Source organism: Halalkalibacter oceani, from assembly GCF_023715705.1.
Taxonomy (GTDB): domain Bacteria; phylum Bacillota; class Bacilli; order Bacillales; family Bacillaceae_D; genus Halalkalibacter; species Halalkalibacter oceani_A.
This window is the reverse complement of the sequence record NZ_JAMBOS010000006.1, coordinates 29,206-41,904: the sequence shown is the minus strand read 5'-3', so window position 1 is coordinate 41,904 and position 12,699 is coordinate 29,206. Positions and strand designations below refer to the sequence as shown.

The window sequence follows — 12,699 nt, the reverse complement described above, 5'->3', positions numbered from 1 at the left end:
CCTCTTTTTACCCTTGACTGTATTCAGTTAAACGACTTTCTCTCCATACGTAAGCAGGTGAATGGCCGTACCTGAAGGATCTTCAACCACAACGCGACCATCAAGCTCGGTTACCGGGAAACCAAGTGACTGAAGGCGCTGGACGACCGCCGTTCTCTTTTCCACGCTTGGCATAATGAGCGTGAAATAGCGCAGCCCAACGCTTTCCGGCGCTGGAGCAGGCGCGCCGAGACCATTCCATGTATTTAAGCCGATATGATGGTGATAGCGGGCGGTTGAAACAAAAAGTGCCTGCTGTCCGTAGCGACAAACGATTTCGAAGCCGAGTCCGTCGCAATAAAATTTTTCCGTCTCCGGCCATTCCGCAACATGAAGGTGAATATGACCAATGATCGTCTGTTCGGACATCCCGCTCCATTCCTTTGCCTCTTCTGACAATAGATGTTGATAATCAAGCGGCTCCGTCGCCATCAGCACTTCGCCATTCTCCCACTTCCATGTCGCAGCTGGGCGGTCGCTGTATATTTCAATTCCATTGCCATCCGGATCTGCCAAATAAATCGCCTCGCTTACGAAATGATCCGCCGCTCCTTGCAACGGCCATTTCACCTCCAGCAAATGGCGAAATACATCCGCTAACTCGCGGCGTGATGGCACAAGCAGGGCAAAATGGTACAAGCCTGTGGTTCGCCCCTGCTTTTTCGAGACATTTTCCGGCTGTTCGAGCACGAGCAATGGTGCTTGTCCGTCAGCGGTCAGCGACGCTCGGCGTGCTTCTTCCTCTAGGACTCGGAGGCCGATCACCTCCGTATAAAATTTCAGTGAGTGCTGTAAATCGCTTACGTTCAAAACCACCTGCCCAACATGGATGTTGTGCGCATGATGAAACTCTTTCATCTACTCCACTCCTCCTCTCATCGTCCTGAATCATATGTCGTCATTTTATGTGAGAATGTTTCATTTGTCGAGTGATGAAGTTTTAAAAAAAGGAAATACTTATCGTAAGGAGGGATTCTATGACACATCCATATCTTTGTCCAAACTGTAAAACAAACCGCTCACGCTTTAATTTAATCGAGCAGGTCGCAACCCCTGTTAAAATCGATGCAAAAAGTGGTGACATTCTGGAGTCTTATCAAGCGGATGAGGCCGGTCCTTTCCATCTTCCTTACCGGGGGCCGCAGCTTAAGGTGCAATGCGCGACATGCGGACTGATCGAGGATGAGCAAATGTTCATAAAACGTGCTCAGCATTAAGAAAGGGGCGTGACGTCGCTTCCTCTTGAATTCTCCCTTTATACTTTTCTTCTCATTTAAAAAAAGATGCATCAAAGGAAAAAAAACAACTCCTTTTGATGCATCTCCATGTATTTATGGAACCCGGCTTTCTCCTGAAGCATATTCGGGGCTTAAATAGGAAAGCGCCTGTTTGCCAAGTAAAAAGCTGCCAATCGCATAGGCCTCGACCTGATCCCGCAACTGTGAGGTTCCTTTTACTCCGTTAAAGACGTGAAGCTCATACGGCTCATATTGCGGCTCCGTTTCAAAAGAATTACGTAAAAACTTCGCCGTTTCGCTTAAACCATGGTTGCCACGGTACATAACCTCGTAAAATGAAATGAAGCCATGCATCACACCATTATAGCGAATCGCCTCGACGGGGACGCCATGATCGGCTAATCGCTCTGCGTATGCTTCCCCCTCATCGCGAAGCGGATCAAACTCAGCCGTAATCACTAAAGCCGGCGGCAGCCGGTATAAATCCTCCGCTTCAAGCGGCGACGTATAAGCCAGATTCCACATCGACTGGTCCGGCGTATACGTATCCCGTGCCCTGAGCATGACATTTCGTGACAACAGATAGTAGCCGCTATCATACTTGAGGCGTGAATCAAACTCGATATCCTGAAAAGTCGTCAGCGGATAGAGCAAGGCCTGGGCTGTAATATCTGGTCCCTGCCGATCCCGGGCCATCAGCGAAACAACGGTCGCAATATTTCCACCCGCACTGTCACCAACAACCGCGATTCTCGTTGGATCTCCATTGATTTCAGCGGCGTGGGACTCCGCCCATCTGAGCGCGTCATAGCTGTCCTCAATCGCTGTTGGAAACGGGTATTTCGGGGCGACGCGGTAGCCGACCGCGATCACAATACTATTTGTCCGTGCTGCTAAAGAACGGACGATGTTATCATGTGTATGAATACTGCCATAGCCTTCCATAAAAGCGCCGCCGTGATAATAGAGAATAATTGGATGCGGACCTTCCTGAAGAGGCTGGTACATCTTTGCTTCGATCTTACTACCATCGGAAACAGGAATGTCAATCATTTGGCTTGTATAGCTGGGCTTACCGCCCTGCGAAAAGAAGCTTGGCGCTTTCATATCCGGCGTGACAAGATTATGATGAACGGCATGGAGGAGCACAGCTGTTTTTGGTGGGACTTTGCCGGCTTCGGTATGAGTCCAAAAATGAACGGAAATAATCACAATTAAGGCGCAAACGATCCCTGCCAATGAAACAATGCTTGCCCAAAGTGTAAACTTATTTATCAATTTTCTCACTATGCTCCCCTCCTTAGATGTCTGACAATTCTATTATCTCCATCATATCAAATTTCACATAGATTTGTAAGAGTTTTTACAACATTTTAATAGATTCTTACACAATGACGAATCGTGTCGATCTTTGTTTTGTATGCGCTTACAATATTATATACTGAAAAACTTGTCCAAGTGTGAGAATAAAGAGGAAATGTGTCAAAGGAAAAGTCATTTTCTTTTGACACATCCCCAATAGCAGCGGCTGAAGCCCGCCTAGCGCCAGTTCTCTTTAATAAATTCGTCCCTGCCGGACTGCGCACGGTCCTGTTTATATTCGGCTGGATTTTTCTTATGGAATTGCTGATGATATTCCTCTGCCCGGTAAAAGACTTCCGCTTCCTTTATTTGCGTTACGATCGGTTTTTTAAAACGGCCGCTTGCTGCGATCTCCTCTTTTGAAGCTTGCGCCAGCCGCTTTTGCTCGGCTGTATGGTAAAAAATCGCGGTGCGGTATTGCGGCCCGCGATCAGCAAATTGACCTTCCGGGTCGGTCGGATCAATTTGCGGCCAGTAAAGGGAAAGCAGCTTTTGATAAGAAAACAGCTCTGGATCAAAGGTGATCTGGACGACTTCATAATGACCGCTGTCCCCTGCTTTTACTTGTTCGTAGCTTGGATGTTCGATATGACCACCCATGTAGCCCGATTCGACGGCGATGATTCCCGGCTGTTCTTCAAACGGGCTGACCATACACCAGAAGCAGCCCCCGGCAAACGTTGCTTTCTGATAGCGATTGATTTCTTGATTTCCGTTCATTGTATTCCCTCCTTCCTGATTTGCTCTTTTCTATTCACCGACTAAAAAGGGCGGCACTCACATACACTAAATAAAGAAAATTATAGGGTGATCTCATGAAAAAAATGATTCTCTTCGCCGATCCAGGCATTGATGATGCTATTGCGCTGCTCTATGCACTACGCCAGCCATCCTTCGATATTCTCGCTGTTGTCGCCGAATACGGCAATACATTTCGCCACTACGCCTTGAGCAACAGCATTTATTTATTAAAAGAAGGCGGGAGAAGCGACATACCGGTTTTCACCGGAGCAGAACGTCCATTCACTGGGGAAGCGCCAGATGTCCAGCCGACGATCCACGGTCCTTACGGATTGGGAGATTTGCAGCCCTTTCTGCTCATTGACCAACCGTCCGAAAACATCGATCAGCTGATTCCACTGATTGAACAGCATGCCGAAGAGCTTACGATTGTCACATTGGGGCGACTTACCACCTTAGCAACGCTGTTTCTGCTCTATCCTATTTTGATGAATCGCATCAAAGAATTCTATCTTATGGGGGGAGCTTTTTCTGTGCCCGGAAATATTACCCCCTTCGCCGAGGCCAATATTTACGACGATCCCGCAGCGGCAGAAATTGTCGTGCAACAGGCGGCCAACCTCACGATCATTCCTTTAAATGTCACCAATGATGTCCTTTACCCACCCAGATTTTTTACCGAGATGGAAGCAGCAGGTGCCAATCCGCTGATTCGGCGGCTGGCTGAGTTTTATCAGCGTTTCAACAATCAGGAAAATGGCACGAGCACAATCCCGGTTCATGATTTACTGACGCTCGTCGCGTTCGCTGAACCTGACCTGTTCTCTTACGGCCTCTACCATGTTGAGGTTATTACGGCGGCAGGACTGAGCAGAGGAATGACGGTTGCCGATCTGCGTCCTCTCTCAGAACAACCCGCGGGGCCTCTTCCACGCATCGCGCTCGACGTCAATCCTACAGCTGTGCTTCAACATGTTTTTCACATTTTTACCACTCAGCCTTCTGATTTTTGATGAACGAATTCGATTTCATCGAGCTTGCGGCTGTATTTAATCGTGACATCGTGGTCGTTAAAATACCAGATATCGGCTTCCTCAATATAAAATATAATCCCGTCCACTGTTGTCTGCGCCCCTATTTGAGCAGGAGGTTCCTGCGTGATTCCTAATGAAAAGCCGCTTTGAATTGAGCCGCATCCACCATAGCGGGCGAATAAACGAATATAATTTTCTCCCTCGGCTGGAAAGGAAAATTCTTCTTTAAACCATTGTAAAGCCGGCTTTGTAATTGTAATGTTCATTTCACTCACTTCCTTCTTAGCTATCATATCAATTTATTATCGGACTGTCTAAAAAAACACAAGCAGGCGTAAGACCATAAAAGTTTATCTAAGGAAACTTTTATGGCATCGGCGAATAATATGTTGTAACCCCAACAAAAAATAAAGGAGTGTCGTGATGACAAAAACAAACTTCTATGGCTTGCTGCTTCTTAAATTAGGACTGCTGACAAAAGAACAGCACGAAAGCTTGAAGCAAATGCAAAAAAAGAAGCCGGATTAAATGGATGATTGCACCATTTAACACCGGCCCCCTTAGCTGATTGACCTTCAGGATTTCCTCATGCTGTTGCCTGGGCCTGACTTTCAGCAAGAAGTTTATCAATTTTCTCAACGAGCTGAACAATTTCCGGCTTGCTGATCTGTGCCTCGGCCCCAACTTTCTCACCTTTATGAAACAAGTCCTCCGTAATTAAAGAAGAAAAAATAATAATCGGAATATGCTGAAGCTGCGGGCTTTCCTTGCAGCGCAAGGTGAGATGATGTCCATCCATCTGCGGCATCTCAATATCCGTAATAAGGATATCAATCACTTCGGCAACAGCGTCCTTCCCTTCAAGCGCCCTGCCTTCAAGAAACTCCCATGCCATTTTTCCATTTTCAAAGAAAGTCAAATTGGTATAGCCAGCCTCCGTTAATGTATCAGAAAGCAGCTTTCTCAGCACAGCCGAATCCTCGGCAATACAAATTCTTTTTGCTGACCGTTCCCGTACGCCCATCGCTTTGACACGATCAACACTCAGCCCTGTATCAGGGTTAATATCAACAACAATTTTTTCAAAATCAAGCAAGAGGGACATCTCATCCTCAAGCTTTACGATGCCGATCGTATGGCTTAAATGTCCTTGCGCAAGTTCACTCGGCTTGTCAATCTGCTCCCATGAAATCCGGTGAATTCTCGATACACTATGAACATGAAAGGCGACTTTCATCTTATTCAGCTCGGAAATAATAAATTTATCCTCTTTTGGCTCCTCCGATGCGGGCAAGTTAAGCACTTTTGCCAAATCAACGACTGGAATAACCTCCTGCCGTAAACGGATGACGCCTTCTACATGCTCATGTCCATTTGGAGTATCGGTGATCGGCAACGGATTTATAATTTCCCTCACCTTCAAAACATTGATTCCAAATGTGCCTTGAGCGACTTTAAACATGACAATCTCCAGTTCATTCGTACCGCTTTCCAGCAAAATCCCGTTATTGTTCAACTGCATTCGGCCTACTCCTCCATTATTCCTGTCCGCCTTAGCCATTGCGCCTTTGTTCCTAAGACGAAAAGAACAGTATTGATACCTCTAGTGTATAAGAGCCGGTATCATCGGGCAAGTTTATTTTTCGAAAATAGAGGGAAAAAGTGGCTGTATTCGTTTTAGCCGCTGTAAAGGCAGGATGGAACAACACTTTGCGGGTTTTTCTTAAAAATCGGCTTTCTCAGCAAAAAAGCAGCGATCCGGCGGTACCGGCGGAAAAGAAAGCTTCCTTTCTTCCCGCCTGATGCCGCTCAGTTCGCTGCCTTGCACTGTTAAATATGAATCGTAATGTCGCTTTCCGCCCGTAAATCTTCGATAATCTGTGAAAGCTGTTCCTGCTGCTTTTCACTTTGCAGTTGAGCCTGAAGCTCTTCACGATATTCTTCGAATGTCGGAAGTCCTCCGTCTTCTCCGGCCATTTCCGCTAATTCATCGTAAGCAGCCTGAAGCTCTTCTTCCGATACTTCCTCGGTCGTTGTGTGAGCTTCAACATATTTATCACGCTTCACAAAATCGGAAATATCAGAGCGTAATTCTTCCATCGTCACACCTTGCTCATCAAGAACCTCCTGAAGCTGCTCCTCCGATTCAAATTGAGAAGTGATCAATTCAAGCTCGGCGTCAATTTCTTCGTCCGTCGCTTCAATTCCTTCGTTATCCGCTGCCTGGATAATCATCCGCTCATTAATGATTTGCTGAAGCAGCTGCTCTTCAAGCATTTCAAGATAACCGGCGGCTTCTTCGCTTTCAAGCTCAATCCCTTGCGCCAACAAAAGGTTGGCCTGCTGCTCCAGGGAAGCAACATAAATATCCTTATTGATATCCTCGCCATTTACTGTTGCGATGACGTCGGGAATATTCTCCGTATCAAGGACTGATTGAGGATCCTGTGCAGCTTCTTCGTTCTCCGGAGCCTGTTGATCTGTCTCTGCTACATCTTCCTCCGGGGTATCGGCTTGTTGTTCCGAGTCTCCACCACATGCTGCCAGACTGAGAGCCAGTAGGCCAGTCCCAAAAATCATAAACATCTTTTTCATATTTTTCTCAATCCCCTTCCTTATCAAAACCTTTAGCTATTGTAACACAAATGACATCTCCTTACACCGCGAGCAGTCGCTTCCTCCGCCAGCTTCGCCACTAACAAGCTTTAATATGAAAATATATGAAAGAAAGAAGACGCCAAAAACCTTGTTATTCCACCGCGGAAAGGAAGGGTTGTAATACACTTTCAAAAACTGTGTAAATTTTCGATTCCATTGGAACGAAAAGAGGAAAAGGAGCTTAAGACAACGCCTCGGTAATAGCTCCACACACGGCAAGTCCGCACATTGAGAAAAGGCTGGGCAAAAGGGGGAAAAACACCCTTTTGTCCCAGCCTTCTAAAGCAGCGAACGAAGTCTGAACCTGCTGATAAAAATCGGTATGAACCGGCTGTCTTCTGCCAGTCCATCGTTTCATTCCAAACCTGACTTTTGGTTCCTGCCTCTTTCTCTGATTCCCCATCATTCAGTTGTGACGGTTATTGTTAGCATTGGTCCTGTCCGACAATGACAAGACCGCCACCACCGTCTGTTTCCTGATAGTCAAGAGTAACTGTCCGGACACTCTCTACTACTCCTGCTTCTATCGCAACTTCAATCCCATTAATCGTTTCCCTTACATCGGTTTCTGCCGGCTCATCCAGAGCCAGTCCAAGCTTTGGACCTCCTCAGCCCATGCCTGCGAAAACGACCCGGATTGTAGAGATGCCGTGCTCTTCCATCGTGCTTTTCACAAAGTCGCGTGCTTTATCTGTTATGTTCAATGCAGTGCCACCTCACTTTATTCTATTTTATTTTGGAACCGTCCTTCTGAAGTTATCCCCGAGAAAACCTTTGACAACTGTAGCAGAATAGTGTTTTTCCAATTCATTGACCAGTTTACCATAGTGCCCGCTATGCTTCAATTGATCGACATAAACATCAATCCCGTCAAAATCCGAACCGAAGCCGATATGACGGCTTGCCCCGAGGTCACACATGTGTTCGACATGACGCAGAACATCATCTATCGTCGCCTGCTCCTTCTCCGTCAGAAAGAGCGGGTGAAAGACAAGCCCGATAAAGCCGTCACGCTTAACAAGAGCGCAAATTTGTTCGTCCAGCAGGTTTCGGCGGTGTGCGCACAGCTTATAGGCATTGGAATGACTGGCAATCGGATAATCGGCTAACTCGATCACATCCCAAAAGCCCCGGATGCTCAAATGCGAGACATCCGTTACTATCTGCTTCTTATTATGTAGCTCGACTACCTCTTTGCCGAGCAGCGACAGCCCGGCCCCGCGCGGCTCGCCGACGCCGTCTGCGCAGAGATTGGCCTGATTCCAGGTCAATCCGACTGATAACACACCAAGCTGGAGCAAAATCGACAGCTTCGTCAGATCATCACCGATCGGATCAAGTCCTTCCAGCGTTAATACTGCTCCGATTTCACCGTCCTGCAGCTCATCCAGTTCGCTCCACTTTGTAATATGGCGCATAAATGGATACGGGGAAATAATCTTCTCGTGAAAAAGCGAAATTTGCTCGAGCACCACCTGGAATTTTTGCTCCTGCTTGATCCACGGTTCGACAAAAATTGCAAACAGCTGAACCTGGACATTCCCTGCCTTTAGCCGGCTGGCGTTCGTATCGATTTCTGCTGAGTCGAAAAAGGAACGGTTCGGCTGCTCCCACAGCTTTAATAAAGCATCGCAATGCGTATCAATAATCACAGACAATCTCCTTTCGTTAAGAAAAGATAACAACGGGTTTTCCTGTTGAATTAGGGCCGCTGAATCCGCTGACGGCATGCACATTTATCGAACCTCCACATATGGATATAGTAACAACACGCACACAGGAGGAGGGACGGACATGTCTGAGCAACGCGAGTCCAAAAAAAGTCATGGCTATCATGATATTTTAAAATCGATTGATGATTTCTTTACTAACACATATCAGCAATTACACGATCATCCGTTGTTCCTTGCTCCGATTCCGGTTCGCATCAGCGAAGACCAGGAGCATTGGATCGCTGAAGCTGAATTGCCCGGAATAGACAAACGGCAAATTCAGCTTGACATCTATCGACAATCCATCCGGATTCAAATTAATAATGAAGAACATACCGAGTACGCTGATGATACAAAAGGTGTGACCAAACGCCACTCACAAACCCAAATTCGCCAGCGGACGATTCCGGTTCCGTTCTACATTGATGAGAAAAGCGTCAAAGCCAGCTATAAAAACGGATTGCTGCGCATTGTGATCCCAACAAAGCGCAAGCCGATCTCAATTGATTCGTAAAGGAGGAACAAACATGTTTCCACGGCAGCGTAACCGACAAATGCCGCCTTACCAGTACGGCCACCATCCGTATCCATTCCCGCCGCACCAACGGCCCGGACGTCCCTACCAACAATATATGCAGCAAATGAACCCATCATCTCAAGCCTTTGGCTATAAACCGAAGAAGACTTCATTTTTAAAATCAGCCTTCATCGGTGAAGACGGCAGCTTTGATGTCGGCCGGACCGTCCAAACTGTTGATCAAGTTGTGAAAACCGTAAGCCAGGTCAGCCCGATCGTCAAACAGATTGGCAGCTTTTTTTTGAAGAAATAATACGCATCTCTTTCACCTGATAAACGCAGTCAGTGTCCGAGTGAGCCTTGCACGGAAAAGCCGCTCCAGCACCCTTGCAAGGCTTGTTATCTGTTTCTATGTTTGCCCTGGCGCTTAATAGCATAAAAGACCTGCTTTACAGCAAGCCTTCCTGTTCAAATAAATAATCGTAAGGAATATCAAGAAACAAATAAAGGTCCTCTGAAATCGGATAGGAATAGGTCCGTATTCGTTCATCTCGGTCAATATCCGTGTACAGATCCGAAAGAAAGCCTCTCTTTTCAATATTCATTCGTACAATATTTTCTAAAAAATACGGACGCCAGCTCCAATTTTTAAAGCGCCCTTCCTCACGAAGCACCCAGCTTTTCTCTGCATTCTTTTCAGCATTCGACGATTGCTGGAAGCCCTCCGCATTGCAAAGATACACCCGAAACGCGTACCCGTCGCATTCTTTTGCCACTTTCATAATCATTTCGTCATATGTATCTTCGGGATTCATCATTTTCATGACCTGCTTCAGCTGCTGGTTTAATTCATTCGTTAATGCCAGCTGAGCTTCCATCTTTTTGCGCTCATACACAATAAAATGCTGAAATTCTTTTTGCATTTTTTCCTTGCAGCAGTCCGCTTCCACAAAGTCAGCCTTCTCCCCTTGCAAATACGAGCCCTGATAATAGCGGCCGCCATTTCTCCAGGCATAATTGAGCTGATTAAAATTCGTTATTCCGTCAAACAGCAGCGTCGCCCCGATTTTGCGGGAAAGCATCGATAAGGAATGATGAACTTCACGATACAGATGAGGCAGCGCGTCCTCATCCAAAAAAGCGACATTCACCTTGACGATATTCGGTTTTAACATCGCGATCCGGTCCAAATAGCTGCCTGTTTTTCCCACCTCGTCAATGGCGATTCTGATACCCGTGCTTTGTATATAGGCGAAAAAATGCTTGTATTCACTGATCCGTTCCACGATTTCGCTTTCCTTTAGCTTCAGGACGATCTGGTGGTGATTCAGATCATACTGCTGATACGATTCAAGACAACGGATGAACGTCTCCGCATTATCTTTATACAACAGTTCAATATCATAGGCAAAAAACAATGTCGACGTTTGATCGGTGGTCACAAAAACGTCCAGCGCGCCCCGCTGTAGATATTCGTTTAATTCCAATCTATATTCATCGGGGATACTTTTATCTTCCAGAAGATCGTCAAAGCCTTTTACGCCCTCGTCTGTCTCCAGCTTTGCCAATACGTCATACCCGACGACCAGCTGCTTATCCGCACTGATAATCGGCTGAAAATACGGCCTGATCAGCTGTTTGTTCATCATGACATCTAATGGATCCATTCATCCACCTCCCTAACAAACCCTTGCCTTTTAATTATATCACAGCTTTAAAAAAACGGTGAACGGCGTGACAAAATTAGAACGTTTCAGAAAAGGGATTGTTCCATAACGCCCGGCGCTTTACAATAGATACTATCAATCACTTTCAAGAAAGAGGCCGAGCCGCACATGGGTACGTACCAAACATTTGTGACGCAATTATTTAAATACTATTTTATCAGCTCCATCATCTCTGTCATCGGGGTGGGTGGCGTGCTGTTTGCCACGACTCTTCAGCTTGAGCGTGGCGATATTCCAGTGTTGCTGCGGATTGTGATCCTCTCCTTTTTCATCATGCTTGTCGTCGAATGGCTGATTTACCGACGCGACCGCAAGCCGATTCAACAAGCGTTCAACACCCCCGTTCCCTCAAAAGAACAACTGAGAACCGCATACGAGCAAGCTCACCGCTTCCCGATGCTGACAGGGCTCAGGGTAATGGGCCCCCATCTGTTCGGATTAAGCATTCCCGCCCTTCTCTTAACATGGCAGGCGATTCGCAAAGGTCAGCTTTCCTTCTCTTATGATTATTTGTTTTATGCGCTCCTGTGTGCCGGGCTCATCTCCGCGATGCATGCCATGATTGAATATTTTAAAACATCACAGGCAGTAGAACCCGTCCTGCTCCGACTTCAACAGCTTTCTTTGGAACTGTATCAAGAAAAATTATCCTTTCATGGCAAAGTTCTCGTCTCCATCCGCACGAAATTTCAATTGAGCGCTCTGTTGATCGGAGCTTTTCCGCTGCTTCTTTTTAGCGTCGCCACTCAATTCCGGCTCTCACAAAACCCGTCTTTGCCAATGGAGCAATTTATTAGCTGGTCACTGATTGTGCTCGCCATCGGCATCTGTCTGTCAATGTACGGCGCATGGCTGCTCTATACGACCATTATGACGCCATTAGCGCGCTTGACAAAAACGATGAATGAGGTGGAGCAGGGAAAGTTTGACGTGCGGCTTGGGGAAGTTTATTCGGATGAGTTCGCGACCGTTACCGAAGGCTTTAATCATATGGTCGAAGGGCTAGAGCAACGGGAAGTGATGAACCGGAAAATGAACGAAAGCTTTTTTTCGACATTAGCCGCCGCCCTCGACGCCCGTGATGCCTATACGGCAGGACATTCGGAGCGCGTCGCCCGGTACGCCGTCGAAATCGGCCGCAAAGCGGGCTTTTCAGCTAAAAAAATCGCGCTGATCAAGAAAACCGGCCTGCTGCATGATATTGGGAAAATCGCCATTCCCGACGCCGTCCTGTTAAAGGAAGGTCGTCTGACCGATGAGGAGTTCACCATTATTAAAGAGCATCCGGTGCGTGGCGAAGAGATCTTAAAGCAAATTCAGCCGCCTGAGCTGATGGCCGACTATCTCCCGGGTGTCCGCTCCCACCATGAGCGGATGGACGGGCGCGGCTATCCAGATCAGCTCAGCGGCAAAGAAATACCGGTAATCGGCAGAATCCTTGCTGTCGCCGACGCGTACGATGCAATGACGTCCGACCGCCCGTACCGGAAAGGAATGGACGTGGAAAAAGCGATTACGATTTTGGAAGCTGGAAAAGGAACACAATGGGATGAGCTCTACGTTGATTATTTTATAGAGTGGTTACGGGAACAGGAACAGCTAAAAGAAAAAAGCAGGGAAGCCGGTCAGCCGGCAAAACACGAGGAGTCCGCGCTCTCGGTAAAGTGATCG

At 46.9% G+C, this 12,699-nt stretch carries 14 protein-coding genes; 5 read left to right on the top strand and 9 right to left on the bottom strand.

Annotated features, from left to right (window positions below; all coding sequences use genetic code 11):
* Nucleotides 1-27: 27 nt before the first annotated feature.
* On the bottom strand, nt 28-897 hold the full coding sequence (locus tag M3212_RS07990) for a VOC family protein (protein WP_251193437.1): 870 nt from the start codon (nt 895-897) through the stop codon (nt 28-30).
* Between the two features lie 119 nt (nt 898-1,016).
* Between M3212_RS07990 and M3212_RS07985 the strand changes: the two genes are divergently transcribed.
* Complete coding sequence (locus M3212_RS07985) at nt 1,017-1,256, top strand: DNA alkylation repair protein (protein WP_251193436.1); 240 nt, start codon at nt 1,017-1,019, stop codon at nt 1,254-1,256.
* A gap of 114 nt (nt 1,257-1,370) precedes the next feature.
* Here M3212_RS07985 and M3212_RS07980 read toward each other — a convergent pair whose 3' ends face one another.
* The gene (locus tag M3212_RS07980; protein ID WP_251193601.1) at nt 1,371-2,555 is read right to left on the bottom strand and encodes an alpha/beta hydrolase; all 1,185 of its coding nucleotides are present in this window, start codon (nt 2,553-2,555) and stop codon (nt 1,371-1,373) included.
* A 261-nt stretch (nt 2,556-2,816) separates the two neighbouring features.
* Nucleotides 2,817-3,359 (bottom strand): peptide-methionine (S)-S-oxide reductase MsrA, encoded by a 543-nt coding sequence (gene msrA, locus M3212_RS07975; protein ID WP_251193435.1) that lies wholly within the window; start codon nt 3,357-3,359, stop codon nt 2,817-2,819.
* Between the two features lie 95 nt (nt 3,360-3,454).
* Here msrA and M3212_RS07970 point away from each other — a divergent pair, with 95 nt between their 5' ends.
* Complete coding sequence (locus M3212_RS07970) at nt 3,455-4,393, top strand: nucleoside hydrolase (RefSeq protein ID WP_251193434.1); 939 nt, start codon at nt 3,455-3,457, stop codon at nt 4,391-4,393.
* Here the strand turns inward: M3212_RS07970 and M3212_RS07965 are convergent.
* The 5 genes from M3212_RS07965 to M3212_RS07950 form a co-directional block, all read right to left on the bottom strand.
* On the bottom strand, nt 4,375-4,680 hold the full coding sequence (locus M3212_RS07965; RefSeq protein ID WP_251193433.1) for a HesB/YadR/YfhF family protein: 306 nt from the start codon (nt 4,678-4,680) through the stop codon (nt 4,375-4,377). The two genes, M3212_RS07970 and M3212_RS07965, sit on opposite strands and share 19 nt — an antisense overlap.
* 320 nt (nt 4,681-5,000) lie before the next feature.
* Nucleotides 5,001-5,936, bottom strand: a complete 936-nt coding sequence (locus M3212_RS07960; protein WP_251193432.1) for a chemotaxis protein — start codon at nt 5,934-5,936, stop codon at nt 5,001-5,003.
* A 308-nt stretch (nt 5,937-6,244) separates the two neighbouring features.
* Nucleotides 6,245-7,009 (bottom strand): SurA N-terminal domain-containing protein, encoded by a 765-nt coding sequence (locus M3212_RS07955; RefSeq protein ID WP_251193431.1) that lies wholly within the window; start codon nt 7,007-7,009, stop codon nt 6,245-6,247.
* A 488-nt stretch (nt 7,010-7,497) separates the two neighbouring features.
* Nucleotides 7,498-7,776 (bottom strand): hypothetical protein, encoded by a 279-nt coding sequence (locus tag M3212_RS22390; protein WP_354570804.1) that lies wholly within the window; start codon nt 7,774-7,776, stop codon nt 7,498-7,500.
* Nucleotides 7,777-7,803: 27 nt separating this feature from the next.
* Nucleotides 7,804-8,724 (bottom strand): dipeptidase, encoded by a 921-nt coding sequence (locus M3212_RS07950; RefSeq protein ID WP_349774178.1) that lies wholly within the window; start codon nt 8,722-8,724, stop codon nt 7,804-7,806.
* Between the two features lie 142 nt (nt 8,725-8,866).
* Here M3212_RS07950 and M3212_RS07945 point away from each other — a divergent pair, with 142 nt between their 5' ends.
* The gene (locus M3212_RS07945; RefSeq protein WP_251193430.1) at nt 8,867-9,298 is read left to right on the top strand and encodes an Hsp20/alpha crystallin family protein; all 432 of its coding nucleotides are present in this window, start codon (nt 8,867-8,869) and stop codon (nt 9,296-9,298) included.
* Between the two features lie 13 nt (nt 9,299-9,311).
* Nucleotides 9,312-9,614, top strand: coding sequence for a YppG family protein (locus M3212_RS07940; RefSeq protein WP_251193429.1), 303 nt, complete (start codon nt 9,312-9,314; stop codon nt 9,612-9,614).
* A gap of 136 nt (nt 9,615-9,750) precedes the next feature.
* On the opposite strand, the gene M3212_RS07935 is transcribed toward M3212_RS07940, so the two are convergent.
* On the bottom strand, nt 9,751-10,968 hold the full coding sequence (locus M3212_RS07935) for an EAL domain-containing protein (RefSeq protein WP_251193428.1): 1,218 nt from the start codon (nt 10,966-10,968) through the stop codon (nt 9,751-9,753).
* A 168-nt stretch (nt 10,969-11,136) separates the two neighbouring features.
* Here M3212_RS07935 and M3212_RS07930 point away from each other — a divergent pair, with 168 nt between their 5' ends.
* Nucleotides 11,137-12,696, top strand: coding sequence for an HD domain-containing phosphohydrolase (locus tag M3212_RS07930; RefSeq protein ID WP_251193427.1), 1,560 nt, complete (start codon nt 11,137-11,139; stop codon nt 12,694-12,696).
* Nucleotides 12,697-12,699 lie beyond the last annotated feature (3 nt).

Coding starts and splice junctions, on each gene's coding strand:
- M3212_RS07930 (WP_251193427.1), top strand. CDS start 11,137: ATGGGTACGTACCAAACATTTGTGACGCAATTATTTAAATACTATTTT.
- msrA (WP_251193435.1), bottom strand. CDS start 3,359: ATGAACGGAAATCAAGAAATCAATCGCTATCAGAAAGCAACGTTTGCC.
- M3212_RS07970 (WP_251193434.1), top strand. CDS start 3,455: ATGAAAAAAATGATTCTCTTCGCCGATCCAGGCATTGATGATGCTATT.
- M3212_RS07945 (WP_251193430.1), top strand. CDS start 8,867: ATGTCTGAGCAACGCGAGTCCAAAAAAAGTCATGGCTATCATGATATT.
- M3212_RS07965 (WP_251193433.1), bottom strand. CDS start 4,680: ATGAACATTACAATTACAAAGCCGGCTTTACAATGGTTTAAAGAAGAA.
- M3212_RS07990 (WP_251193437.1), bottom strand. CDS start 897: ATGAAAGAGTTTCATCATGCGCACAACATCCATGTTGGGCAGGTGGTT.
- M3212_RS07960 (WP_251193432.1), bottom strand. CDS start 5,936: ATGCAGTTGAACAATAACGGGATTTTGCTGGAAAGCGGTACGAATGAA.
- M3212_RS07935 (WP_251193428.1), bottom strand. CDS start 10,968: ATGGATCCATTAGATGTCATGATGAACAAACAGCTGATCAGGCCGTAT.
- M3212_RS07955 (WP_251193431.1), bottom strand. CDS start 7,009: ATGAAAAAGATGTTTATGATTTTTGGGACTGGCCTACTGGCTCTCAGT.
- M3212_RS07940 (WP_251193429.1), top strand. CDS start 9,312: ATGTTTCCACGGCAGCGTAACCGACAAATGCCGCCTTACCAGTACGGC.
- M3212_RS07985 (WP_251193436.1), top strand. CDS start 1,017: ATGACACATCCATATCTTTGTCCAAACTGTAAAACAAACCGCTCACGC.